This window comes from Promicromonospora sp. NPDC059942, from assembly GCF_042731755.1.
Lineage (GTDB): Bacteria > Actinomycetota > Actinomycetes > Actinomycetales > Cellulomonadaceae > Promicromonospora.
Genome location: NZ_JBHWLR010000003.1, coordinates 51,185 through 73,159, shown reverse-complemented (window position 1 = coordinate 73,159; position 21,975 = coordinate 51,185). Strand labels below are relative to the sequence as shown.

At 72.7% G+C, this 21,975-nt stretch carries 21 protein-coding genes; 12 read left to right on the top strand and 9 right to left on the bottom strand.

Features of this window, described 5'->3' with window-relative positions; all coding sequences use genetic code 11:
• Window positions 1–6: 6 nt before the first annotated feature.
• Entirely contained in the window at window positions 7–672 is a 666-nt protein-coding gene (locus ACFV9Q_RS05400; RefSeq protein WP_377233507.1) for a CYTH domain-containing protein, read from the top strand.
• A 21-nt stretch (window positions 673–693) separates the two neighbouring features.
• Here ACFV9Q_RS05400 and ACFV9Q_RS05395 read toward each other — a convergent pair whose 3' ends face one another.
• The 3 genes from ACFV9Q_RS05395 to ACFV9Q_RS05385 all read right to left on the bottom strand — a co-directional run bounded on the left by ACFV9Q_RS05395 (window position 694) and on the right by ACFV9Q_RS05385 (window position 4,209).
• Window positions 694–1,557: a M15 family metallopeptidase gene (locus ACFV9Q_RS05395; protein WP_377233506.1), complete on the bottom strand. Its 864-nt coding sequence runs from the start codon at window positions 1,555–1,557 to the stop codon at window positions 694–696.
• 127 nt (window positions 1,558–1,684) lie between these two features.
• Window positions 1,685–2,731: a hemolysin family protein gene (locus tag ACFV9Q_RS05390; protein ID WP_377233505.1), complete on the bottom strand. Its 1,047-nt coding sequence runs from the start codon at window positions 2,729–2,731 to the stop codon at window positions 1,685–1,687.
• Window positions 2,728–4,209, bottom strand: coding sequence for a hemolysin family protein (locus ACFV9Q_RS05385; protein ID WP_377233504.1), 1,482 nt, complete (start codon window positions 4,207–4,209; stop codon window positions 2,728–2,730). Before ACFV9Q_RS05385 ends, ACFV9Q_RS05390 begins: the two co-directional genes overlap by 4 nt.
• 173 nt (window positions 4,210–4,382) lie before the next feature.
• Here ACFV9Q_RS05385 and ACFV9Q_RS05380 point away from each other — a divergent pair, with 173 nt between their 5' ends.
• The 4 genes from ACFV9Q_RS05380 to ACFV9Q_RS05365 all read left to right on the top strand — a co-directional run bounded on the left by ACFV9Q_RS05380 (window position 4,383) and on the right by ACFV9Q_RS05365 (window position 11,373).
• Window positions 4,383–5,156 carry a response regulator transcription factor gene (locus ACFV9Q_RS05380; RefSeq protein ID WP_377229548.1) on the top strand — a complete coding sequence of 258 codons (774 nt, stop codon included), beginning with the start codon at window positions 4,383–4,385 and terminating at the stop codon, window positions 5,154–5,156.
• Between the two features lie 14 nt (window positions 5,157–5,170).
• Window positions 5,171–6,403, top strand: coding sequence for a sensor histidine kinase (locus tag ACFV9Q_RS05375; protein ID WP_377233503.1), 1,233 nt, complete (start codon window positions 5,171–5,173; stop codon window positions 6,401–6,403).
• A 352-nt stretch (window positions 6,404–6,755) separates the two neighbouring features.
• A complete protein-coding gene (locus tag ACFV9Q_RS05370) occupies window positions 6,756–10,580 on the top strand; it encodes a multifunctional oxoglutarate decarboxylase/oxoglutarate dehydrogenase thiamine pyrophosphate-binding subunit/dihydrolipoyllysine-residue succinyltransferase subunit (protein ID WP_377229550.1) in 3,825 nt (1,274 codons plus the stop codon).
• 82 nt (window positions 10,581–10,662) lie between these two features.
• Window positions 10,663–11,373, top strand: coding sequence for a VOC family protein (locus ACFV9Q_RS05365; RefSeq protein WP_377233502.1), 711 nt, complete (start codon window positions 10,663–10,665; stop codon window positions 11,371–11,373).
• A gap of 19 nt (window positions 11,374–11,392) precedes the next feature.
• On the opposite strand, the gene ACFV9Q_RS05360 is transcribed toward ACFV9Q_RS05365, so the two are convergent.
• A complete protein-coding gene (locus ACFV9Q_RS05360) occupies window positions 11,393–12,388 on the bottom strand; it encodes an aldo/keto reductase (protein WP_377229552.1) in 996 nt (331 codons plus the stop codon).
• Window positions 12,389–12,554: 166 nt separating this feature from the next.
• Here ACFV9Q_RS05360 and ACFV9Q_RS05355 point away from each other — a divergent pair, with 166 nt between their 5' ends.
• Window positions 12,555–13,499 (top strand): aldose 1-epimerase family protein, encoded by a 945-nt coding sequence (locus ACFV9Q_RS05355; protein ID WP_377233501.1) that lies wholly within the window; start codon window positions 12,555–12,557, stop codon window positions 13,497–13,499.
• Window positions 13,500–13,641: 142 nt separating this feature from the next.
• Entirely contained in the window at window positions 13,642–14,235 is a 594-nt protein-coding gene (locus ACFV9Q_RS05350) for a GDSL-type esterase/lipase family protein (protein WP_377229555.1), read from the top strand.
• Between the two features lie 88 nt (window positions 14,236–14,323).
• On the opposite strand, the gene ACFV9Q_RS05345 is transcribed toward ACFV9Q_RS05350, so the two are convergent.
• The 3 genes from ACFV9Q_RS05345 to ACFV9Q_RS05335 are packed head-to-tail and all read right to left on the bottom strand — an operon-like array spanning window position 14,324 to window position 16,718.
• Window positions 14,324–15,121 carry a hypothetical protein gene (locus ACFV9Q_RS05345; protein ID WP_377233500.1) on the bottom strand — a complete coding sequence of 266 codons (798 nt, stop codon included), beginning with the start codon at window positions 15,119–15,121 and terminating at the stop codon, window positions 14,324–14,326.
• Window positions 15,122–15,162: 41 nt separating this feature from the next.
• A complete protein-coding gene (locus tag ACFV9Q_RS05340; protein ID WP_377233499.1) occupies window positions 15,163–15,852 on the bottom strand; it encodes a PadR family transcriptional regulator in 690 nt (229 codons plus the stop codon).
• Window positions 15,852–16,718 carry a DUF4097 family beta strand repeat-containing protein gene (locus tag ACFV9Q_RS05335; RefSeq protein WP_377230387.1) on the bottom strand — a complete coding sequence of 289 codons (867 nt, stop codon included), beginning with the start codon at window positions 16,716–16,718 and terminating at the stop codon, window positions 15,852–15,854. Before ACFV9Q_RS05335 ends, ACFV9Q_RS05340 begins: the two co-directional genes overlap by 1 nt.
• 157 nt (window positions 16,719–16,875) lie before the next feature.
• Here ACFV9Q_RS05335 and ACFV9Q_RS05330 point away from each other — a divergent pair, with 157 nt between their 5' ends.
• A complete protein-coding gene (locus tag ACFV9Q_RS05330) occupies window positions 16,876–16,950 on the top strand; it encodes a 50S ribosomal protein bL37 (protein WP_156968370.1) in 75 nt (24 codons plus the stop codon).
• 93 nt (window positions 16,951–17,043) lie between these two features.
• Here ACFV9Q_RS05330 and rsrA read toward each other — a convergent pair whose 3' ends face one another.
• Window positions 17,044–17,325, bottom strand: coding sequence for a mycothiol system anti-sigma-R factor (gene rsrA, locus ACFV9Q_RS05325; protein WP_377230388.1), 282 nt, complete (start codon window positions 17,323–17,325; stop codon window positions 17,044–17,046).
• Window positions 17,322–18,068: a sigma-70 family RNA polymerase sigma factor gene (locus ACFV9Q_RS05320; RefSeq protein ID WP_377230389.1), complete on the bottom strand. Its 747-nt coding sequence runs from the start codon at window positions 18,066–18,068 to the stop codon at window positions 17,322–17,324. The genes rsrA and ACFV9Q_RS05320 overlap by 4 nt, the downstream gene beginning before the upstream one ends.
• 377 nt (window positions 18,069–18,445) lie before the next feature.
• Between ACFV9Q_RS05320 and ACFV9Q_RS05315 the strand changes: the two genes are divergently transcribed.
• The 4 genes from ACFV9Q_RS05315 to ACFV9Q_RS05300 all read left to right on the top strand — a co-directional run bounded on the left by ACFV9Q_RS05315 (window position 18,446) and on the right by ACFV9Q_RS05300 (window position 21,972).
• Complete coding sequence (locus tag ACFV9Q_RS05315) at window positions 18,446–18,919, top strand: DoxX family membrane protein (RefSeq protein ID WP_377230390.1); 474 nt, start codon at window positions 18,446–18,448, stop codon at window positions 18,917–18,919.
• An 88-nt stretch (window positions 18,920–19,007) separates the two neighbouring features.
• Window positions 19,008–20,315, top strand: coding sequence for a 3-phosphoshikimate 1-carboxyvinyltransferase (gene aroA, locus ACFV9Q_RS05310; protein WP_377233498.1), 1,308 nt, complete (start codon window positions 19,008–19,010; stop codon window positions 20,313–20,315).
• Window positions 20,315–21,430 carry a ribosome small subunit-dependent GTPase A gene (locus tag ACFV9Q_RS05305; protein ID WP_377233497.1) on the top strand — a complete coding sequence of 372 codons (1,116 nt, stop codon included), beginning with the start codon at window positions 20,315–20,317 and terminating at the stop codon, window positions 21,428–21,430. Before aroA ends, ACFV9Q_RS05305 begins: the two co-directional genes overlap by 1 nt.
• 2 nt (window positions 21,431–21,432) lie before the next feature.
• Entirely contained in the window at window positions 21,433–21,972 is a 540-nt protein-coding gene (locus ACFV9Q_RS05300) for an endonuclease V (RefSeq protein ID WP_377233496.1), read from the top strand.
• Window positions 21,973–21,975 lie beyond the last annotated feature (3 nt).

Below are 21,975 nucleotides of genomic sequence, written 5' to 3'. Positions count from 1 at the left end.
CCTCTCATGAGCGACGACCTCTTCGACGAGCCGGCCGCTGACGACCCCGACCAGGGGTACGCCGACTTCGAGTTCGAGCGGCGGTTCTTCGTCCGCGACCTGCCGGCCGAGCTCAGGGACGCGCCGGCCCTGATCGTCCAGTCCTACTTCCTGGCCGACGACGGTTACGCCCTCCGCGTCCGCGTCCAGGCGGGCGACGTCGACGCCGACATGATCGCCGAGACCGATCCGGCCGAGCTGCTCCGCGCGCACGTCGCGGACATCGACTTCGCCGCCGTCACCGTCAAGGGACCGGCGGTCGGGGGCACCCGCTACGAGGCGGAGCGCGAGCTCGACCCGCGCGTCGGCGTGGAGCTGGTCCGCCGCGGCGGCGCACCGATCGTCAAGGTCCGCTACGCGGCGTGGCTCGGCGCGGACGGCTGGTCGATCGACGTCTTCGGCGGGGCCAACCACCCGCTGGTGGTGGCCGAGTGCGAGCGTTCCGGCCCCGTCACCGGCCTGCAGATCCCGGACTTCTGCGTCACGGAGATCACCGACGACCGGCGGTTCTCCAACGAGTCGCTGGCCATGGAGCCCTACAGCGCGTGGGCGCCTTCGTTCGCCGCGGAGCTCGCGGAGCAGGGTCCGACCTTCCGGCAGGACTTCGGGCCCAACACGCACCTGCGCCTCTGAGCGAGATGCCTCAGGGCACCGTCAGCCCCGCCACTCGCCCTTCTCGACGACGCCGGTCACGAACTCCCAGTGCCACGGCTCGTACTTGCTGCCGCCGAGCTGCGCCCAGGACGGGTTCTGCCAGCCGTACGCCGGCGCGTTGGCCCACAGCCACGAGTAGACGTCGCTGTCGCCCGTCTCCTTGGAGCAGAGGTCGATCGCCAGGCCCCAGCCGTGCATGGAGGTGCCCGGGGAGGCGGCGAAGTAGCCGCGGGAGGCCTTGAGCTCGTACTGCGTGCTCAGGTCGCGGTAGCTCGCCACGAGGCACAGCTCGCGGCCGAACGACGCGCGGAACGCCTCGTTGAGCGCGCTGAGCGACATCGCGGCGTCGGGCCGGAGGTACTCCCCCGGCTGCCACAGCTCGCACAGCGAGTGGTCGGCGAGCCCGCCGTTCGTCCCGTCCACGGAGGCGTTGACGTCGCAGTTCGGCAGGGGGCTGCGGTCCAGCGAGCGGCTGGCGGCCGACTCGGGCCGGGTGAGGGCCTCGGCGCGGACGACGGAGCCCGAGGTCTCCGGCCGCTCCACGGGCTGCGTCACCAGGTCGAGCACCGACGGGCCGGTGGGCGGCGCCTCGACGTCGAACGGCGACTCGCCCGGCGTGTCGACCGCCTGCGCGAACGGCGCCGCGATGGTCGCGGCGGCGAGGGTGCCGACCACGGCGGCCCGGGAGATGAGCCGCTGCCCGGCGGGGACCGACGACGTGGGCCGGGGTGCCTTGGGGACCGCTCCGGTGACCAGCCGGTCGAACGACGTCACCTTGCGCATCGCCTGCGTGTGCAGCTCCGCCTCGCGCCGCTCGCGGCGCGTCATCAGCACGGGCGCACTCGTCACAGCCGTGGACTCCACTCGTCCTCCGTCGTCATGTGTCCGCGGCCCCCTCGCGTTCCGTTATGTGCACGTGACATTAACCTGGGTCGGCCCGGCTGCCAAGCCCGACCTGTGGCCGGGCTGTGGACAGCCGCCCGCGCCGCCCTCAGCGGCGCTGCATCGCGTCGCGCACCTCGCCCACGAGCTCCTCGAGGATGTCCTCGAGGAACACCACGCCGAGCACCTCGCCGTCCGGCCCCTCGACCCGCGCCAGGTGCGAGCCCGAGCGCTGCATCACGCGCAGCGCGTCCTCGACCTCGTCGTCGGGCGCGACGGCCGCGAGGGCGCGCACGCGCCAGACGGCGACCGGCTCGAACCGGGCGGGCCCGGTGGCGTACAGGACGTCCTTGAGGTGCAGGTAGCCGACGAGCTCGTCGCCGTCCTCCCGGCGCGTCACGACGGGGAACCGGCTGAAGCCGTGCTTCGAGACGAGCCGCTCGACGTCGTCCGGCGTGCTGGTCTCGTCCACGGCCACCAGGCCGTCGACCGGCACCATGACGTCGCGCGCGGTGCGGTTGGAGAACTCGATGGCGCCCGTCAGCAGGCCCTGCTCGTCGCGCAGCACGCCCTCCGCCTGGGAGTGCTCCACGATGGACTGGACCTCCTCGGCGGTGAACGCCGAGGCGACCTCGTCCTTGGGCTCCACGCCGGCGAGCCGCACCGCGTGGTTCGCGATCCAGTTCAGGCCGACGATGACGGGGCGCAGCGCCCGGCCCAGGAGCACCAGCGGCGGCCCGAACCACATGACGGCCCGGTCCGGCCCGGAGACCGCCAGGTTCTTGGGCACCATCTCGCCGAGCACGACGTGCAGGTACACGACCAGCGACAGCGCGACGACCAGCGCGATCGGGTGCGTGAGGTCCTCGCTCACGCCGAGGGCGTGCAGCGGCCCCTCCAGGAGGTGCGCGATGGCGGGTTCCGCCACGATGCCCAGCCCGGTGGAGCAGACGGTCACGCCGAGCTGCGCGCAGGCCAGCATGAGCGACACATGCTCCATGGCCCACAGGACGGTGACGGCACGCCGGTCACCGGCCGCGGCCAGCGGCTCGATGGCGCTGCGGCGCGCGGAGATGACGGCGAACTCGGCGCCCACGAAGAACGCGTTCCCCGCGAGCAGCACGAGGCCGACGACGAGTGCGGTGGTGGTGCTCATCGGTTCGCCCCCTTCCCGGAGCCGGTCCGGTCGAGACCGGCGCCGTCGGGCGGGACGTCGTCGGGCAGCGGGCGGACCCGCAGGCGCTCGACGCGCCGGCCGTCCATCGCCTCGACGCGCAGGGTGACGCGGGCGTGCAGGCCCTGCGGGCCGGGCTGGCCCACCACGACCTCGTCACCCACGACGGGGACGCGGCCCAGCTCGGCCATCACCAGGCCGCCGAGCGTCTCGTACGCGGCGCCCTCCGGGACGTCGATGCCGGTGTACTCGTCGAGCTCGTCGGGCCGGAGCACGCCCGGCACGATCCACGACCCGTCTGCGGCGCGGGCGGCGCCGGCACGCCGGGGGTCGTGCTCGTCGGCCACGTCGCCCACCAGCTCCTCGACGACGTCCTCCAGCGTCACGACGCCGGACGTGCCGCCGTACTCGTCCACGACCACGGCCATCTGCAGCCCGAACCCGCGCAGCTCCACGAGCAGGGGTCCGAGGCGCACCGTCTCCGGGACGCGGGGCGCGTCCACCATGAGGGCGGCCGCGGGCACCTCGGCCCGCCGGTCGTGCGGCACGCCGACGGCGCGGCGCAGGTGCACCAGGCCGACGATGTCGTCGCGGTCCTCCCCGATCACGGGGAACCGCGAGTGCCCCGTGCGGCGGGCGAGCGCGACGACGTCCTCAGCCGTCGCGTCCCGGTCCACGACGGACATGCGCAGGCGGTCGGTCATGACGTCGCGCGCGCTGAGGGTGTCCAGCTCGATCGAGTTGGTCAGCAGGGTCGCCACCGACTCCTGGAGCGTGCCCTCCTCGGCGGACCGGCGCACCAGCGAGGCGAGCTCGGACGCGGAGCGCGCCCCGGACAGCTCCTCGCGGGGCTCGACGCCGAGGCGGCGCAGCAGCGCGTTGGCCGAACCGTTGAGCACCGCGATCAGCGGCTTGAACGTGATGGTGAACACGCGCTGGACCGGCACGACGACGCGCGCGGTGGCCAGCGGCGCCGACAGCGCGAAGTTCTTGGGGATCAGCTCGCCGCAGACCATGGAGAACGCGTTCACCAGGATGAGGGCCAGGACGCCCGCGAGGCCGGCGGAGACCGCCGTCGGCACGGGGGTCGACCCGAGGGCGGACGAGATCAGGGAGTTCAGCGCCGGCTGGGCCGTGTAGCCGAGCAGGATGGTGGTCAGCGTGATGCCGACCTGGGCGGAGCTCAGCTCGGTGGAGAGGTGGCGCAGCGCGGTGCGCACGCTGCGGTCCCGCATGCCGTGCCCGAAGACGGGCTGGGCGCCGGAACCGGCCCGGGCACCATGGCCCGGATCGGACGAGGAAGCAGACCTGGACCCGCCGGGTCTGTCTCCCTCCGAGTCGTCGGAGTCGCCGATCACGGCGGGGTCGATGGTGACGAGGGAGAACTCCCCGGCCACGAAGACGGCAGTACCGGCCGTGAGGAGGACGCCGACCGCGACCATGATCCAGTCGCCGGTCATCTCGCCCTCCGGGGGGCACTGCAGGGGGCCTGATTCGTCCAGGGTTCTCGGTCTGGATATCGCTCGATCATCGTGCGATAGATCGTAGCGGGAACAGGGCACGGAGCGCCTCGGGGTCCGACTCTCAGGCTGGCTTCAGTGTCTTATCAGGCAGGTACGGGCATGATTGACCTATGTCATCTGGTACTCCCCAGCCGTCTGGGGCCCCGCAGCAGCCCGGCGCGGCGCCGGCCACCACCTCGACCGGTCAGCAGAGCGCGACCGTCCTCGTGGTGGAGGACGAGCCCACGATCGCCACCGCGATCGCCCAGCGGTTGTCCGCCGAGGGCTGGCGTGTCGAGGTCGCGCGCGACGGCCTGTCCGGCGTCGACGCCGCCTCCCGGCTGCGCCCCGACCTCGTGGTGCTCGACGTGATGCTCCCGGGCATCGACGGGCTCGAGGTCACGCGCCGCATCCAGGCGGAGCACCCCACCCCGATCCTCATGCTCACCGCGCGCGACGACGAGACCGACATGCTGGTCGGCCTGGGCGTCGGCGCGGACGACTACATGACCAAGCCGTTCTCCATGCGCGAGCTGGTGGCCCGGATCAAGGCGCTGCTGCGGCGGGTCGACCGCGCGGCGCAGGCCGCCGCGACCACGCCCGCGGACCCGCCCATGACGATGGGCGACGTGACGGTGGACCGCGCCCAGCGCCGCGTCTACCGCGGGGGCGAGGAAGTGCACCTGACCCCCACGGAGTTCGAGCTGCTCGTCATGCTCGCCGGCTCCCCCAAGACCGTGCTCACGCGCGAGCGCCTGCTCGCCGAGGTCTGGGACTGGGCCGACGCCAGCGGCACCCGCACCGTCGACTCCCACATCAAGGCGCTGCGGCGCAAGCTCGGGCCGGACCTGATCCGGACCGTCCACGGCGTCGGGTACGCGTTCGAGCCGCCCGCGAACCAGTAGCAGGTGTCGTTCCGATGAGACCGCACGTGCCCCGCGTCCCCGACGTGCGCCCGCTCGACCCCCTGCGGTCGCTCAAGATCAAGCTCGGCGTGCTCGTCGCGGCCACCGTGACGGCAGCGGTGCTCATCACCTGGCTCGGCCTCCAGGCGTCCCTGGGGCCGAGCCGCACGTTCCCCCTGGCGATCATCCTGTCGCTGCTGGTCACCCAGATCCTGGCCCGGGGCATGACGTCGCCCCTGCGGGAGATCACCGAGGCCGTCCAGGCCATGGCCGACGGCGACTACTCCCGCCGGGTGCGCGCGACGAGCAGCGACGAGGTGGGACAGCTCGCGCACGCCTTCAACCGGATGGCGGAGGACCTCGCCTCGGTGGAGCAGACCCGCCGCGACCTCATCGCGAACGTGTCGCACGAGCTGCGCACGCCCGTCGCCGCGCTCCAGGCGCAGCTCGAGAACATGGTCGACGGCGTGGTCGAGCCCACCCCGGCCGCGCTGGAGCAGGCGCACGCCCAGACCGAGCGGCTCACCCGGCTCGTCACCTACCTGCTGGACCTCTCCCGGATCGAGGCGGGCGCCTCGGCCCTGAACATCGGCCAGATCGCCGTGGGCGACTTCCTGGAGCACTGCGCCGAGGACCTCCAGATGGTCGACGCCGCCAAGGACCTGCACTACGTCGTGGACGTCACCCCCGAGGACCTGATCATCGAGGGCGACGCCGAACGCCTGCACCAGGTGGTCATCAACCTGCTGCAGAACGCCATCCGGCACTCGCCGCAGGGCGGCGTCGTGCGGCTCGACGCATACCCCGTGGACGGCACGGAGGGGTCGGACATCGTGCTGGAGGTGAGCGACGAGGGGCCCGGCATCGCCGCCGCGGACCGCGAGCGGATCTTCCAGCGGTTCGTCCGCGGCACCGGGTCGACCGGCGCGCAGCGCGGGGATGCGGGGCGCGACGGGGGCGGCCGGGGCGTCAGCCGCCGGGGCGGCCGGAACCGGGGCGACAAGGGCCGGGCCGGCACCGTCGACGAGTCCCTGGTCGACACGATGGGCGGCGGCGGAACGGTCGGGTCGGGCACCGTCGGGTCGAGCGGCGGCACCGGCATCGGCCTCGCGATCGTCCGCTGGGCGGTCGAGCTGCACGGCGGGCAGGTCGAGGTGGTCGACTCCGACCGGGGCGCGACGATGCGCGTCACGCTCCCCGCGCGGGCCCACCCGGCGCCGGGTGTCACGACGACGCACTCGGTCTGAACCGGGCGGCGAGAAACCCAGCAGCCTAGGGCTGCGCGGGGCCAGAACGTGAGACGGAGTCCCGTGATTTCTGTCACAGACGCCAAAGATTGTCCGTGCCGGGCGAAACCCCGTAACACCACGTTGGGGACTTCGAGGCCGAATGTTGCCCTGCGTTTGCTCTGGGTGCGAGAAACATGACGAACCGACTTCTTTGGCACCGGACCCGCCCGCAACACCCGCGGGATCACGCCCCCCGCGGAGCGCAGAGGGCCTACCCTTGGAGGGTCCGAAAACCATTCGGGCTGTGCGCGCTGTGACCCCTGTGCGGCGCGCGACGAACGCAACTGTGGTGAAGGTGGGCGATCCGCGCGTGTCCCCTAAGGCTGGTTCAGAGTCGATCAGCGTGGCGAGCTCGTCATTCGGAGCCAACGAATGGCTTGTGGACGAGCTCTACCAGCAGTACCTGAAGGACAAGAACGCGGTGGACCCCGCGTGGTGGGACTTCTTCGCCGACTACACGCCGGGCGAGAACGGTTCCACCAAGGACGGCGCCCAGGCGCCTGCCCCGGCCTCGCCGACACCGACCGCAGCGCCTACGGCCGCGCCCGCGGCGTCCGCCCCGGCTGCCGCGCCCGCCGCGACGCCGGCGCCCGAGGCACCCGCGCAGAGCGCCGGCCCGGTGACCGGCGGCACCGCCGCCGCCGAGGCCGAGCAGCAGGTGCGTGAGAAGGCCCTGCCGGCCGACCCGAAGGTCAACCCGGCCAGCCCGATCGCCACCCCGCCCACCACGCACTACGCGGACACGTTCGAGCGCCCCGTGGCGCACCCGGACGCCGTCGACGACATCCAGAAGCTGCGCGGCCCCGCCGCGCGCGTGGTCACGAACATGGAGGCCTCGCTGGAGGTCCCCACCGCCACCTCGGTGCGCGCCGTGCCCGCGAAGCTGATGGTCGACAACCGCATCGTCATCAACAACCACCTCAAGCGCGGACGCGGCGGCAAGATCTCGTTCACGCACCTCATCGGCTTCGCGCTGGTCGAGGCGCTGGCCGACATGCCCGTCATGAACGCGCACTACGAGCCGGTCGACGGCAAGCCGGGCGTGAACCAGCCCGCGCACGTGGGCTTCGGCCTCGCGATCGACCTGGCCAAGCCGGACGGCTCGCGCCAGCTCCTGGTGCCCAGCATCAAGAAGGCCGAGGAGCTCGACTTCGCCGAGTTCTGGGCGGCCTACGAGGAGCTGGTCCGCAAGGCCCGCGGCAACAAGCTCGCCGTGCCGGACTTCCAGGGCACCACGATCTCGCTGACCAACCCCGGCGGCATCGGCACCGTGCACTCGGTGCCGCGCCTCATGCAGGGGCAGGGCACGATCATCGGCGTCGGCGCCATGGACTACCCGGCGGAGTTCGCCGGCGCGTCCGAGGAGCAGCTCGCCCGGATGGGCATCTCGAAGGTCATGACGGTCACGTCGACCTACGACCACCGCATCATCCAGGGCGCCCAGTCCGGCGAGTTCCTGAAGATCATCTCGAACAAGCTGCTCGGCCTGGACGGCTTCTACGACCGCGTCTTCGCGGCGCTGCGCGTCCCGTACGAGCCCGTCCGCTGGGTGCGCGACAACACGGTCGACGCCGACGTCGAGGCCGCCAAGCCGGCCAAGATCGCCGAGGTCGTGCAGGCGTACCGCTCGCGCGGCCACCTCATGGCCGACACCGACCCGCTGGCCTACCGCCAGCGCAAGCACCCGGACCTGGACATCCAGACCCACGGCCTGACGCTGTGGGACCTGGACCGCACGTTCCCGACGGCGGGCTTCGGCCCCAAGCCGAAGGCGACGCTGCGCGACATCCTCGGCCTGCTGCGCGACTCGTACTGCCGCACCATCGGCATCGAGTACATGCACATCGCCGACCCGGGTCAGCGCAAGTGGCTCCAGGAGCGTCTGGAGGCCGGCTACGCCAAGACGCCGCGCGAGGACCAGCTGCGCATCCTGCGCCGCCTGAACTCCGCCGAGGCGTTCGAGACGTTCCTGCAGACCAAGTTCGTGGGGCAGAAGCGCTTCTCGCTGGAGGGCGGCGAGTCCCTGATCCCGCTGCTCGACGCGATCCTGTCGCGCGCCGCCGAGGGCGGCCTCGACGAGGTCGGCATCGGCATGGCCCACCGCGGCCGCCTCAACGTGCTGGCGAACATCGCGGGCAAGAGCTACGGCCAGATCTTCAAGGAGTTCGAGGGCCAGCTCGACCCCAAGAGCGTCCAGGGCTCCGGCGACGTGAAGTACCACCTCGGCACCGAGGGCACGTTCACCTCCGAGTCGGGCGCCACCACGCGCGTCTACCTCGCGGCGAACCCGTCGCACCTGGAGGCGGTGGACCCGGTGCTCGAGGGCATCGTCCGCGCCAAGCAGGACCGCATCGACCTCGGCGGTGACGGGTTCTCCGTGCTGCCGATCCTGGTGCACGGCGACGCGGCCTTCGCCGGCCAGGGCGTGGTCCCCGAGGTGCTGAACCTGTCGCAGCTGCGCGGGTACCGCACCGGCGGCACCATCCACGTGGTCGTCAACAACCAGGTGGGCTTCACCACCGGCCCGACGGCGTCGCGGTCGACCACCTACGCGACCGACGTCGCCAAGGGCTACCAGGTCCCCGTCATGCACGTGAACGGTGACGACCCCGAGGCCGTCGTCCGCACGGCGGAGCTCGCCTTCGCCTTCCGCGAGCAGTTCGGCCAGGACGTCATCATCGACCTCATCTGCTACCGCCGCCGCGGGCACAACGAGGGCGACGACCCGTCGATGACGCAGCCGCTCATGTACAACCTCATCGAGACCAAGCGCTCGGTGCGCAAGCTGTACACCGAGAACCTGGTCGCGCGCGGTGACATCACCGTCGAGGAGGCCGAGCACGCGCTGCAGGACTACCAGTCGCAGCTCGAGCGGGTCTTCACCGAGACCAAGTCCGGCTTCACGCCCGCCCCGGAGACGGAGCACCTCGCGGGCCTGGAGCGCCCGGAGTCGCAGCGCGAGGACGCCGGCACGATGGTCGGCTGGCAGACCGCTATCTCGCACGACGCGCTGCAGCGGGTCGGCGACGCGCACGTCACGCCGCCGGAGGGCTTCACGGTCCACCCGAAGCTGGCCCAGCTGCTGGAGAAGCGCCAGCTCATGGCCAAGGAAGGCGGCATCGACTGGGGCTTCGGCGAGCTCGCGGCCTTCGGCACGCTGCTCGCCGAGGGCACCCCGGTGCGCCTCGCCGGCCAGGACTCGCGGCGCGGCACGTTCGTGCAGCGCCACGCGGTGCTCCACGACCGGGAGACCGGCGCCGAGTGGACCCCGCTGCTGTACCTGTCGGGCGACCAGGCCAAGTTCTGGGTCTACGACTCCTCGCTGTCGGAGTACGCGGCACTCGGCTTCGAGTACGGCTACTCGGTGGAGCGCCCGGACGCCCTGGTGCTCTGGGAGGCGCAGTTCGGCGACTTCGTCAACGGCGCCCAGACGGTGATCGACGAGTTCATCTCGTCCGCCGAGCAGAAGTGGGGCCAGTCGTCGTCGGTGGTCATGCTGCTGCCGCACGGGTACGAGGGCCAGGGGCCCGACCACTCGTCGGCCCGCATCGAGCGGTTCCTGCAGCTCGGCGCCGAGGACAACATCACCATCGCGCAGCCGTCCACGCCGGCGTCGTACTTCCACCTGCTGCGCCGCCAGGCCTACGCCCGGCCGCGCCGTCCGCTGGTGGTGTTCACGCCCAAGCAGCTGCTCCGCCTCAAGGCGGCGGCGTCCGCGGTGGAGGACTTCACCTCGGGCACGTTCCAGGAGGTCATCCCGGACGCGACGGCGGACACCGCCAAGGTCGACCGCGTGCTCCTGTGCACCGGCCGCGTGTACTACGACCTGCTCGCCGAGCGCACCAAGCGCGGCGACGAGGGCGTGGCCATCGTCCGCCTGGAGCAGCTCTACCCGTTCCCGGAGGCGCAGATCCGCGCGGAGCTCGCCAAGTACGGCGACGCCGAGGTGGTCTGGGTCCAGGACGAGCCGCAGAACCAGGGCGCGTGGGGCTTCATCCACCTGGCGCTGCCGCTGGACGTGCCGTACGTCAAGGTGGTCTCCCGCCCGGCGTCCGCCTCGACGGCGGCCGGTACGGCGAAGCTGCACCAGGCCCAGCAGAAGACCCTGCTGGAGCAGGCCTTCACCCGCGGCTGACCGCATCCTGAGCAAGGCGGGCGTCCCCCCGGGGGCGCCCGCCTTTCTCACGCCCGGGACCGGCGCACCCTAGGCTGGCGGCATGGCAGACGCAGCCGTCAAGGACCTGGTCATCGACGCGACCGACGGACCGACGCTCGGCGCTTTCTGGTCGGCGGCCCTGGGCCTGCGGTCAAGACCGGCCGGCGACGACTCCGCCGCGGACCTCGTGCTCGAGGACGACGTCCCGGAGCACACCATCTGGATCAACCAGGTCCCCGAGCCGCGCTCCGTGAAGCAGCGGGTGCACCTGGACCTGCACGCCACGGTCGACGAGCTGACCCGGCTGGGCGCGGTGCCCGCCGCGGAGTACGCGGACATCGAGCAGGACCACTGGACGGTGCTGCGCGACCCGGAGGGCGGCGAGCTCTGCGCGTTCCCGGACCAGGGGTCATCGGTGGGCCGCTACCGCCTCTACGCCCTGGTCGTGGACTGCGCGGACGCCGCGGCGGCAAGTGCCTGGTGGGGCGAGCGGCTGGGCGTGCGGCCCGTGCGGTTCGCCGACCGGCCGTGGTACCGGCTGGAGCCGGGCGCCGGGCTGCCGTGGCTCATGCTCTTCATCCCGGTGCCCGAGCCGAAGACCGTCAAGAACCGGATCCACTGGGATGTCTGGGGCGACACGGATCGGTTCCTCGCGGCCGGGGCGACACTGCTCACCAGCCGCGAGGACTCACCTGACCCGCACGTCTTCTGGGACGTGCTGGCCGACCCCGAGGGCAACGAGTTCTGCGTGTTCCGCCCGGACCAGGGCTGACCCGGCCCGGGCGGGAGCCTCACCACTTGTCGTGGACGTGCTCCTTGATCAGCTCGTCGTAGATCTCCCGCACGCCCGACGTGAACAGCGGGCCCAGCGTCTCTGCGTGGCCGGCGGCCGCGTTGGCCCGGGCCTGCTCGACGTTGCGCGCGCCCGGGATGACGGACGAGACGCCCGGCTGCTGCCACACCCAGGCGATGGCGGCCTGGGCCGGCGTGAGGCTGTCGCCCAGGATGTCGCGGGACAGCTCGGTGAACCGCGCCGCCGCCTCGAGACCCACCTCGTAGGGCACGCCCGAGAACGTCTCGCCGACGTCGAAGGCTGCGCCGTCCCGGTTGAAGCTGCGGTGGTCGTTCTCCGCGAACACCGTGTCCTTGGTGTACTTGCCGGAGAGCAGCCCGGAGGCGAGCGGCACGCGCGCGATGATGCCGACGCCCGCCGCGGACGCCGCGGGCAGCACCTCCTCGAGCGGCTTGAGCCGGAACGCGTTGAGGATGATCTGCACGGAGGCGACGTTCGGACGCGCGATGGCCTCCAGGGCCTCCGTGGTCTTCTCGACGCTCACGCCGTACGCCGCGATCACGCCGTCGGACACGAGCTCGTCGAGCGCGTCGTACACGGCGTCCGTGGAGTAGACGGCCGTGGGCGGGCAGTGCAGCTGCACCAGGTCCAGGCGGTCGACGCCGAGGTTCTGCCGGGAGCGGTCGGTCCACTCGCGGAAGTGCTCCAGCACGTAGTTCTCCGGCACCTGGTCCATGCGCCGGCCCATCTTCGTGGCCACGGTGATCCCGGCCTCGGGGTGCTCCTTGAGGAACCCGCCGATCACCTGCTCGCTGCGGCCGTCGCCGTAGACGTCCGCGGTGTCGAAGAAGGTCACCCCGGCCTCGAGCGAGGCCTCGAGAACGGCATGGGCGTCGCTCTCGCTGACCTCTCCCCAGTCGGCGCCGAGCTGCCAGGTGCCCAGGCCCACGGCCGATACGAGCCGACCAGTCCGTCCGAGTACCTGCTGTTCCATGGTTCCTCCTACTGCTGGGGCGGGCAGAGCTGCCCGCGCGGACCCGCCGTCGGGTCCAGTTCGTCAGGGGCCCCGCGTGCTGTGTGGGGCCCGACCGTCTAGCCTGCTCTCTAGTCTGCTGTCTCACGCTACGTGGCGCAGGCGAAAATTGCCCTACGGTTACGGTGTGAGTGTGACGACAGAAATTCCTCCGGTTGCTGCCGCAAGGCCCCATCCTTCCGGGGACCAGTTCCGCATCAGCCACGCGGGCCATCGCGCCACCGTCACCCAGGTGGGTGCGGCGCTGCGAGAGTACTCGGTGGACGGCCGTGATGTCGTGGTGCCGTTCGGCGCCGACGAGATCAACCCCGTGTTCAACTGCGCGGTCCTCATCCCGTGGCCCAACCGCCTGCGGGACGGCGCCTACGAGTACGGCGGCGTGAGCCACCAGCTCCCGGTGACCGAGCCGGCGCGCAACACCGCGCTGCACGGCCTGGCGGCGTTCGACCGCTGGTCCGTGGTGGAGCACACCGGCTCCGCCGTCACGCTCGAGCTCGAGCTCGTGGCGCGGCCGGGCTACCCGTTCCAGCTCGTGGCGCAGATGCGCTACTCCCTGTCCGACGCCGGCCTGGAGATCACCCTCGACGTCACCAACGTGGGCGCCGACACCGCGCCGTACGGCTGCGGGTTCCACCCGTGGCTGTCCACGGGCGGCGCCGACCTGGACGAGTGCACGCTGCGGCTGGACGCCGCGACCCGCGTCACGACCGACGAGCGGCTGCTGCCGACCGGCACCGAGCCGGCGTCGGGCATGTTCGACCTGCGCGAGGCGCGCAGCGCCGCCGGCGTGGACCTCGACGACGCCTACGTGGACGTGATCCGCGACGAGAAGGGCCTGTCCTGGGCCCACCTGACCGGCCCGGACGGGAAGACGGCCGCGGTCTGGATGGACGAGTCGCAGGACGTCTGGCAGGTCTGCACGGGCGACCACATCGAGCCGGGCCGCCGGCGGATGGGCCTCGCCGCCGAGCCGATGAGCTGCGCCGCGGACGCCTTCCGCACCGGCGAGCGGCTCGTGCACCTCGCCCCGGGCGCGCACCACGGCGTCCGCTGGGGGATGACCCTGCTCTGAGGATCTCCGCGTTGCCGCGACGCGGCGCGCGGCCGTCGGCGCGTTGTCACCGATCGGCCGCGCTCCGTGCACCACAATGGGGAACCGGCCGTCCGCCAGGCTGCCGGGAACAGGCAAGGAGAGTCCGTTGCAGGATCGCGAGGTGCGCATCTGCGTCGTCGGTGACGAGCTGGCCACGGGTGTCGGAGACGCCCGTGCGCTCGGCTGGACCGGCCGTGTCGTCGCGCGTACCCACTTTTCCCGGACCGCAATGCTCTTCACGCTCGCCGTCCCCGGCGAGAACAGCACGCAGCTCGGCGCCCGCTGGGAGGCCGAGACCGCAGCGCGGTTCGGCCCGGACTCCGAGGTCGAGAACCGCCTGGTCGTGGCCCTGGGGCGGCATGACGTCGCCGCGGGGCTCACGGTCGCGCGCTCGCGGCTGAACCTGGCGAACATCCTCGACGTCGCGGACGCGAACCGCACGGCGGCGTTCGTCGTCGGGCCGCCGCCCGGCGCGCCCGCGGAGGGCGACCGGATCGCGGAGCTCTCCGACGCGTTCGCCGACGTCGCCAGCCGGCGCCGGGTGCCGTACGTCGACACCTACACGCCGCTGGCGCAGCACGAGCAGTGGCTCGCCGACCTGGCGCAGGGTGGCGGCACCTACCCCGGCCAGGCCGGGTACGGCCTCATGGCGTGGCTGGTGCTGCACACGGGCTGGCACAGCTGGCTGGGCCTGCCTCAGGACGAGGTCGCCTAGGCGACAAAAAGTAGAGCGTGCGCCGGAGGCGCAGACCGGAAGCCCGGGTCCCCAAGGTGACCCGGGCTTCCGGCACTGCGGGGCGGCGTCAGCCGCGGGTGACCGTGGCCGTACCCGAGACCGTGTTGGTCGAGATGTAGGCCGCGGCACCCGGCTCCGCGTGGTCGACGACGACGGTGCGCTGCGCGCTCGACGTCGCCTGCGCCCCGTCGATCACGACCTTGCCCGTGACGCTGCGCGCGCGGAGGTTGACCGGTGCGCCGGCGTCGAGCTGGACGGCCGCCGCGCCGGAGACGGTCTTGGCGTTGACCAGCGGCGTGGTGCCGACGGCGGTGACGTCGACCGCACCGGACACCGTCTGGACCGAGACCCGGCCCAGGGCACCCGCGAGCGACACGGCGCCGGACACGGTCGTGGCCGACGCGTCGCCCGAGTGCTCGGCGATGCTGACGGCTCCCGTGCCGGACTTGGTGGTCACGGAACCCGTGGTCCCGGTGACGGTGATGGCGCCGCCCGCGGTCTTCACGTTCACGCCGGCCTGCGCGCCGGTCACCACCACCTCGGCGCCCACGGTCGCGACGTCGACCACGGACGTGGCCGGCACGGTGATCCGCACGACGGCGCTGTCCTGGTCCTTGAGGCCGCGGAACCGGTCCACGAAGCCCTCGAGGCCCGGGAAGTCGTACGCGACCCGGAGGTTGCCGTGCTCGGCGAGGACCTGCAGCGGCCGCGTGGAGACCTCGAGAACCTCCACGACGGCACCGGACGTGCGGTTCGGGTCGGCCACGATCTCAGCGCGGCCGTTCGTCAGTCGGACGGTCAGGGTCGTGGCGCCGCCGACCTCGATGGTCTGCGGTGCGGCCACGCTCCAGGACTCGGTGGTCATCGCTGTGCTCCGTTCATGGGGATGGGGGGTCACTGATCTGGTCACTGCGGGCTCGTGCGGTGCGCGCCGGGCGGTGCGCTGCTCGCGCTGTTCGGCAGGGTCCCACGGATCGCGGACCGCGCCGAGTCGAGGACGGTGCGCAGCGTCTCCACGGTCAGCGCCGACACCGTACCGGTGACGTCGGCCTCCCGCAGGTCGGCCAGCACGTCGTTGCGGAACCGCTGCAGCACCGCCTCGGCGTCGTGCCGCAGCGAGTAGGACTGCGTGCGGCGCGGGTCCGGCGCGGTGTCCGGACCCGGTCGCGGGCGGGTGCGCACCTCCTGCGCCGCGGCGGCCAGCTCGGCCCGCAGGCCGCGCATCGTGTCGCGGATGTCGGCCCGCACGTCGTCCGCGAGGCTGCGTACCGTCTCGGCGACGCTGCGCTCCAGGCGCTTGACGTCGTCGAGGCGGGCGTCGAGCTCGGCCTGGCCGGCGGGGGTGAGCTCGTACGTGCCCTTGCGCCCGGCGCCGGAGAGTCCCGGCGTGCCGGACGGTCCGGGCGCGGAACGGCGCACCAGCCCTTCCTCCTCCAGCCGGGCCAGCCGCGGGTAGATGGTCCCCGCGCTGGGGCGGTACGTGCCCCCGAAGCGCCGGGTGAGCTCGGTGATGAGCTCGTACCCGTGCCGGGGCCCGTCCATGAGCAGCACCAGGAGGTAGAGGCGCAGCTCGCCGTGGGCGAAGACCGGTGGCATCAGAGCTCCACGGGCGAGTGGTCCGCGGGGGTGGCGTCGACGGGAGCATCCTGCGGGCCGCCGACGACGGTGACCTCGCCGGAGACGCTGGTCGCCCGCAGGCGGGTGGTGCCAGCGCCGGCGGGCCCGGCATCGGTGCGTCCGACGCCGGAGAACGTGGCGCCGCCGCCGCCGGAGAACTGGGCGCCGCCCACCGTCACGCGCCCGCTGACGCTCTGCGCCGACACGGCCACCGCGCCGTCGTCCGGCACGCGCAGCAGCAGGTTCCCGGACACCGAGTTGACCTTGACCGACCGCGGCTGGGTCGCCAGGTCGATCGTCACGTCCCCGGAGACCGACGACGACACGACGTTCTCGGCGGACCCGCTCACCACGACGTCGGCGGACACGGTATTGCTCGTGATGTCGCCCACGTGGTCGCGGACCGTCACCTCGCCGGAGACGGTGTTCAGCCTGAGGTCGCCGGCCGTGCGGGAGACCAGCAGGGAGCCGGAGACGGTGGACGCGGACGCCCCCGCCGTCGTGCCCGCCAGGAGGCACTCGCCGCGGATCGTGCCCAGGCGCACCGCGGTGCCGGCAGGCACGGCGACGTGGATGTCGGCGCGCGCCTTGCCACCGAAGTCGGCGAACCGCTTCATGAACGAGCCCCAGCCGCCCAGGCCGCTCTCGTGCTCGATGACCAGGCGGCCGTCCTCGAGGCGGACGTCCAGGGACCGGCCCTCGACGGAGTGCACCTCGACGCGGACGACGGGCTCGTCGTGGGCGACGACGTCCAGGCGGCCGTCGACGACATGGGCGTCGACGGTGGTCACGTCGCGCAGCTCGATGGTCTGCGGACCCGTGACGGTCCAGCTGTCCGTGCTCATGAGTGCCTCCGATGGTCAGGTCCTGAACGCGATATATCGCGTTGATGCGAGACACGATATATCGCGTTGCTCGACCTGACAACCCCGTGCGGCCTGACAACCCCCGGATCTGTGGGACCATTGAGCCATTCAGTCCGTCACCTGTCAGGAGACACCCATGAGCAAGCGCGGTCGCAAGCGCCGTAGCCGCAAGGGCTCGGCCGCCAACCACGGCAAGCGTCCCAACGCCTGAGGCCTGAGCCTGAGCCGTTGTTGAGGCGAACAGCCTGAGCATGCGAAAGGGCCGGCACCCCCGCGGGGTACCGGCCCTTCGTCATGCCCGGTGTCAGGCGGTCTCGACGACCGTCATCACCGTCAGCTGCTCATGGATCCGAATGCGCAGCGTGTCCGGCGCGCGCTCGCTGCACGACCGCTTCACGAGCTGCTTCACCAGGTCCTCGACGCTCAGCTCCGCCAGGCACGGCGAGCAGTGGGCGACGTGGGCGCGCATGCGCTGCTCGTCGTCCGGCGTCATCTCGGAGTCCAGGTACTCGTACAGGTGCGTCAGTGCGTGCTCGCACTCGGACTCCCCCGCCGTGTCGTGCGGGACGGGTTCGATGTTGTTCACTGCGCACCTCCGGGCGCCTGGCTGACGAGTCCTCGCTGTGCGGCGTAGTCGGCGAGGAGCTCACGCAACTGCCGGCGTCCGCGGTGCAGGCGGGACATAACGGTCCCGATGGGCGTCCCCATGATCTCCGCGATCTCCTTGTAGGGGAAGCCCTCGACGTCGGCGTAGTACACGACCATCCGACGGTCCTCCGGGAGCTCGGCGAGCGCCCGCTTCACATCGCTGTCCGGCAGCCGGTCCAGCGCCTCGGCCTCGGCCGAGCGCAGGCCGCGCGACGTGTGCGACGCCGCGCGCGCGATCTGCCAGTCCTCGACGTCCTCCGCCTGGGACTGCTGCGGCTCGCGCTGCTTCTTGCGGTAGCTGTTGATGAACGTGTTCGTGAGGATCCGGTACAGCCAGGCCTTCAGGTTGGTGCCCGGCCGGTACTGGTGGAACGCCGCGAACGCCTTGGCGAACGTCTCCTGGACCAGGTCCTCCGCGTCCGCGGGGTTGCGCGTCATGCGCAGCGCCGCGGAGTAGAGCTGGTCGAGGTACTGGAGGGCGTCCCGCTCGAACCGCGCGGCGCGAGCCGTCGCGTCCTCCTCCTGGGGGGACCGCTCGGTGCCCTCGTCGTCGGTGTCGGAGTCGACATCCGTGGTCCCGACGACGGCCTCGCTCGCGGTCTCGCCGGGGCGCGCCTCGACGTCGGCGCTGCCGGCCTCGGCGCCTGTGCCCTGGTTCTGCTCACGGGAAGTGTCAGTCATCGCCCTTGAGCCTAGCCGCGTCGGCCAACCGGTGTTGGCCGGAAGGGCGCCGAAAGCGCTCGGGACGCTGCCGGACAGGACGTCCGCCGTGGCCTTCGCCGAGTCCGTGCCGGCGTCCAGAAGGTGCGTCGGGACTGCTCCGAACATCAGGGGAGCGCTCGGCGCGACCGCCGCCGGACCTGCCGTCGCACCGGACAGGCCGCTCGTCTCCGGGCTGGTTGTTGCGTTTGTCACCGTGCCGATCACCGTCTCGTTCACCGCATCCTTCTCGAGGCATTGCTCCACGTCCGCTTCAACCCCGCTCCCCGGCGTCGAATTCCCGGCGGCTCGCGGGGCATCCTGCTGCGTCTGCCGCCCGCATCTGCCAAGGTGGAGCCATGCTGCTTCGACACATCGCGCGACCGCTGCTGGCCTCCTCGTTCATCTACGACGGCGTGCAGGCTGCCCGGAAGCCGAGCGAGCACGTGGCCGCAGCCCGCACGGGATCGGCCCTGGCGACCAAGGCACTCGGTGCCGAGCCGCTCAGCGAGAAGCAGGTCGCCACGCTCGTGCGCGCGCACGGGATCGCGACCGCCACGGCGGGCACGCTGCTCGCGCTGGGCAAGGCGCCGCGCGCCTCCGCCCTCGCCCTCGCGCTGCTGACGCTGCCGCTCGCCGTCGTGAACCAGCCCTTCACCGCGCCCAAGGCGGAGCGACCCGCGCGTGCCGACCGGTTCCTGCACAACCTCGCCTCGGTCGGCGCCGCCCTCATCGCGGGTGCGGACCTGGAGGGCCGGCCGGGCATGTCGTGGCGCGTCCAGCAGGCGCGCGCGGCGCGCGCGGAGGCAAAGGCCGCTGCCGCCGAGGCGTGACCGCCGTGTCAGACGTGCAGGTCACCCCGGTGACCTGTGGGTCTGACACGAGCCGCCGCGCTGGTCCGCTCCGCGATAATCTCGGCACATGACTTCTTCGACCACCGCGCCCGCACCGACATGGGAGGCGCCGCTCGCCGGCGCACCGCTGGACGCGACGGTCGAGGTACCCGGCAGCAAGTCGCTCACCAACCGGCTCCTGGTGCTCGCCGCCCTCGCGGACTCCCCCGGCACCCTGCGCGGCGCCCTGCGCAGCCGGGACGCGGACCTGATGATCGGCGCCCTGCGCGCCCTCGGCGCGCGGATCGAGGAGGGCGACCAGCCCAGCACCCTGCACATCACGCCGGGGCCGGTCACCGGCGGCACGGAGGTCGACACCGGGCTCGCCGGCACGGTGATGCGGTTCCTGCCGCCGTTCGCGGCCCTCGCCGACGGCCCGGTCCGGTTCGACGGCGACCCCGAGGCCCGCGTGCGGCCGATGCTGCCGGTGCTCGCCGCGCTGCGCGCCCTCGGCGTCACGGTGCACGACCCGGAGCACCCGGGTGAGCTGCCGAGCTTCCTCCCGTTCACCGTCGAGGGCCGCGGCAGCGTGCCCGGCGGTTCCGTGGACGTCGACGCGTCGGGGTCCTCCCAGTTCGTGTCCGGCCTGCTCCTCGCCGCCGCACGGTTCGAGCGGGGCCTGACGCTGCGGCACATCGGCGCCACGCTGCCGAGCCTGCCCCACATCGAGATGACGGTCGCCACGCTGCGCGACGTCGGCGTCGAGGTCGACGACTCGCGGGACGGCATCTGGAGCGTGCGGCCCGGCCCCATCGCCGGCCGCGACGTGCGCGTCGAGCCCGACCTCTCCAACGCGGCGCCGTTCCTCGCGTCCGCCCTCGTGGCCGGCGGGACGGTCCGGGTCCCCGGCTGGCCCACGCTCACCACCCAGCCGGGCGCGATGGTGCCCGAGCTGCTGGAGCGCATGGGCGGCACGTACACCCTGGCCGACGGCGTCCTGTCCGTCACCGGCACCGGCGAGATCCACGGGATCGACGTCGACCTGCACGCCGGCGGCGAGCTCGCGCCTACGTTCGCCGCGCTGGCCGCGCTCGCCGACTCCCCCTCGCGGCTGCGCGGCATCGCGCACCTGCGCGGCCACGAGACCGACCGGCTGGCCGCGCTGGCCCGCGAGATCACCCGGCTCGGCGGGCAGGCGGAGGAGACCCGCGACGGCCTGGTCATCACGCCGCGGCCGCTGCGCGGCGACGTCGTGCGCACCTACGCCGACCACCGCATGGCCACCTCGGCCGCGCTGCTCGGCCTGCGCGTACCCGGGGTGCTGGTCGAGAACGTCGGCACCACGGCCAAGACCCTGCCCGACTTCACGGGCATGTGGCTGGGCATGCTGGGCTGATGGGCCGCCGAGACATCCGCGACGAGTCGGACTTCAAGTCCCGCCCGTCCAAGCGCGGGTCCCGCCCCCGGACCAAGCAGCGGCCTGAGCACTCGGACGCCGTGACCGGCCTGGTCACCGGCGTGGACCGGGGGCGGTACACGCTGCTGGTCGACGATGACCTGACGGTCACCGCGATGAAGGCGCGCGAGCTCACCCGCACGCGGGTCGTCGTCGGCGACCGGGTCGACGTCGTGGGCGACACCTCCGGCGGGGAGGGGTCGCTCGCCCGGATCGTGCGGATCCAGGAGCGCACCTCCACGCTCCGCCGCACAGCGGACGACACCGACCCCTACGAGCGGATCGTCGTGGCCAACGCGGACCAGCTCGTCATCGTCACGGCCCTGGCCCAGCCGGAGCCGCGTACCGGCATGATCGACCGCTGCGTCGTGGCCGCGTACGACGCCGGGATGTCGGTGCTCCTGTGCCTGACGAAGGCCGACCTCGCCTCCCCCGACCACCTTCGCGAGCTGTACGAGCCGCTCGGGGTCCAGGTGGTGGTGACGCAGCGCGCGCCGTCGGGCGACGACGGCGCCGTGGTGCTCACGCCCGGGTCCGTCGAGGAGGTGCGCGACCGGCTGCGCGGCCTGTCGTCGGTGCTGGTGGGGCACTCGGGCGTCGGAAAGTCCACCCTGATCAATGCGCTGGTGCCCGCGGCGAAGCGGGCCACCGGCGTGGTCAACGACGTGACGGGGCGCGGCCGGCACACCTCGACGTCGGCGGTCGCGCTGCGGCTCCCGGTCGGGGGCGCGGACGCCGAGCCCGAGGGAGACGGCGCGCCCGACGAGGGGGGCGCCGAGCCCGGCGAGGCCTTCGACGGCTGGGTGATCGACACCCCGGGCGTGCGCTCGTTCGGCCTGGCGCACGTCGAGGTGGCGCACCTGCTGCACGCCTTCGAGGACCTCGACGAGGTGGCGCAGGAGTGCCCCCGCGGCTGCACGCACCTCGCGGACGCCCCCGACTGCGCCCTGGACGACTGGATCGAGGCCTCCCCCGAGACCGAGCGTCCGGCACGCGAGGCCCGGCTCGCCTCGTTCCGCCGCCTGCTCTCGTCCCGGACGGGCTCGGACGCCTGACCATGACCGACACCACCCCGCGCTACGGCGCGGTGGACGTGCAGTACCTGGACGACGGCGGGGCGCGCGCCGCGCTGGTCGTCGCCGAGGACTCGGCGTTCGCCACTCTGGTCGAGGAGCGCACCGTGCTGGTCGAGCAGGTCGCGGAGTACCGGCCGGGGCGGTTCTACGAGCGCGAGCTGCCGCCGCTCCGCGAGGTGCTGGCCGGCGTGGCACCCCTGGACCTGCTGATCGTGGACGGCTACGTGGACCTCGACCCGGCCGGCAGCCCGGGGCTGGGCGCCCACGTGGCCGACGCCGGGCTGGCCCCCGTGGTGCTCGGTGTCGCCAAGACCCGGTTCCACGCCGCGTCGCACGCCGCCGAGGTGCTGCGCGGGCAGTCCGCCAAGCCCTTGTACGTCACTGCGTCGGGGATGCCGCTCGGCGAGGCGGCCGACCTGGTCCGCGAGATGGCCGGCGACGCGCGGTTCCCCGCCGCGCTGCGCCGCGTGGACCGGCTGGCCCGGGGCGGGGACCCTGCGCCGCCGACACCTCGGCACTGACGA

Excerpts from the sequence above, each read along its gene's own strand:
- ACFV9Q_RS05400 (WP_377233507.1), top strand. The coding sequence starts at position 7 with ATGAGCGACGACCTCTTCGACGAGCCGGCCGCTGACGACCCCGACCAG.
- ACFV9Q_RS05390 (WP_377233505.1), bottom strand. The coding sequence starts at position 2,731 with ATGAGCACCACCACCGCACTCGTCGTCGGCCTCGTGCTGCTCGCGGGG.
- ACFV9Q_RS05385 (WP_377233504.1), bottom strand. The coding sequence starts at position 4,209 with ATGACCGGCGACTGGATCATGGTCGCGGTCGGCGTCCTCCTCACGGCC.
- ACFV9Q_RS05380 (WP_377229548.1), top strand. The coding sequence starts at position 4,383 with ATGTCATCTGGTACTCCCCAGCCGTCTGGGGCCCCGCAGCAGCCCGGC.
- ACFV9Q_RS05375 (WP_377233503.1), top strand. The coding sequence starts at position 5,171 with ATGAGACCGCACGTGCCCCGCGTCCCCGACGTGCGCCCGCTCGACCCC.
- ACFV9Q_RS05365 (WP_377233502.1), top strand. The coding sequence starts at position 10,663 with ATGGCAGACGCAGCCGTCAAGGACCTGGTCATCGACGCGACCGACGGA.
- ACFV9Q_RS05360 (WP_377229552.1), bottom strand. The coding sequence starts at position 12,388 with ATGGAACAGCAGGTACTCGGACGGACTGGTCGGCTCGTATCGGCCGTG.
- ACFV9Q_RS05345 (WP_377233500.1), bottom strand. The coding sequence starts at position 15,121 with ATGACCACCGAGTCCTGGAGCGTGGCCGCACCGCAGACCATCGAGGTC.
- ACFV9Q_RS05340 (WP_377233499.1), bottom strand. The coding sequence starts at position 15,852 with ATGCCACCGGTCTTCGCCCACGGCGAGCTGCGCCTCTACCTCCTGGTG.
- ACFV9Q_RS05335 (WP_377230387.1), bottom strand. The coding sequence starts at position 16,718 with ATGAGCACGGACAGCTGGACCGTCACGGGTCCGCAGACCATCGAGCTG.
- ACFV9Q_RS05320 (WP_377230389.1), bottom strand. The coding sequence starts at position 18,068 with ATGACTGACACTTCCCGTGAGCAGAACCAGGGCACAGGCGCCGAGGCC.
- ACFV9Q_RS05315 (WP_377230390.1), top strand. The coding sequence starts at position 18,446 with ATGCTGCTTCGACACATCGCGCGACCGCTGCTGGCCTCCTCGTTCATC.
- aroA (WP_377233498.1), top strand. The coding sequence starts at position 19,008 with ATGACTTCTTCGACCACCGCGCCCGCACCGACATGGGAGGCGCCGCTC.
- ACFV9Q_RS05305 (WP_377233497.1), top strand. The coding sequence starts at position 20,315 with ATGGGCCGCCGAGACATCCGCGACGAGTCGGACTTCAAGTCCCGCCCG.
- ACFV9Q_RS05300 (WP_377233496.1), top strand. The coding sequence starts at position 21,433 with ATGACCGACACCACCCCGCGCTACGGCGCGGTGGACGTGCAGTACCTG.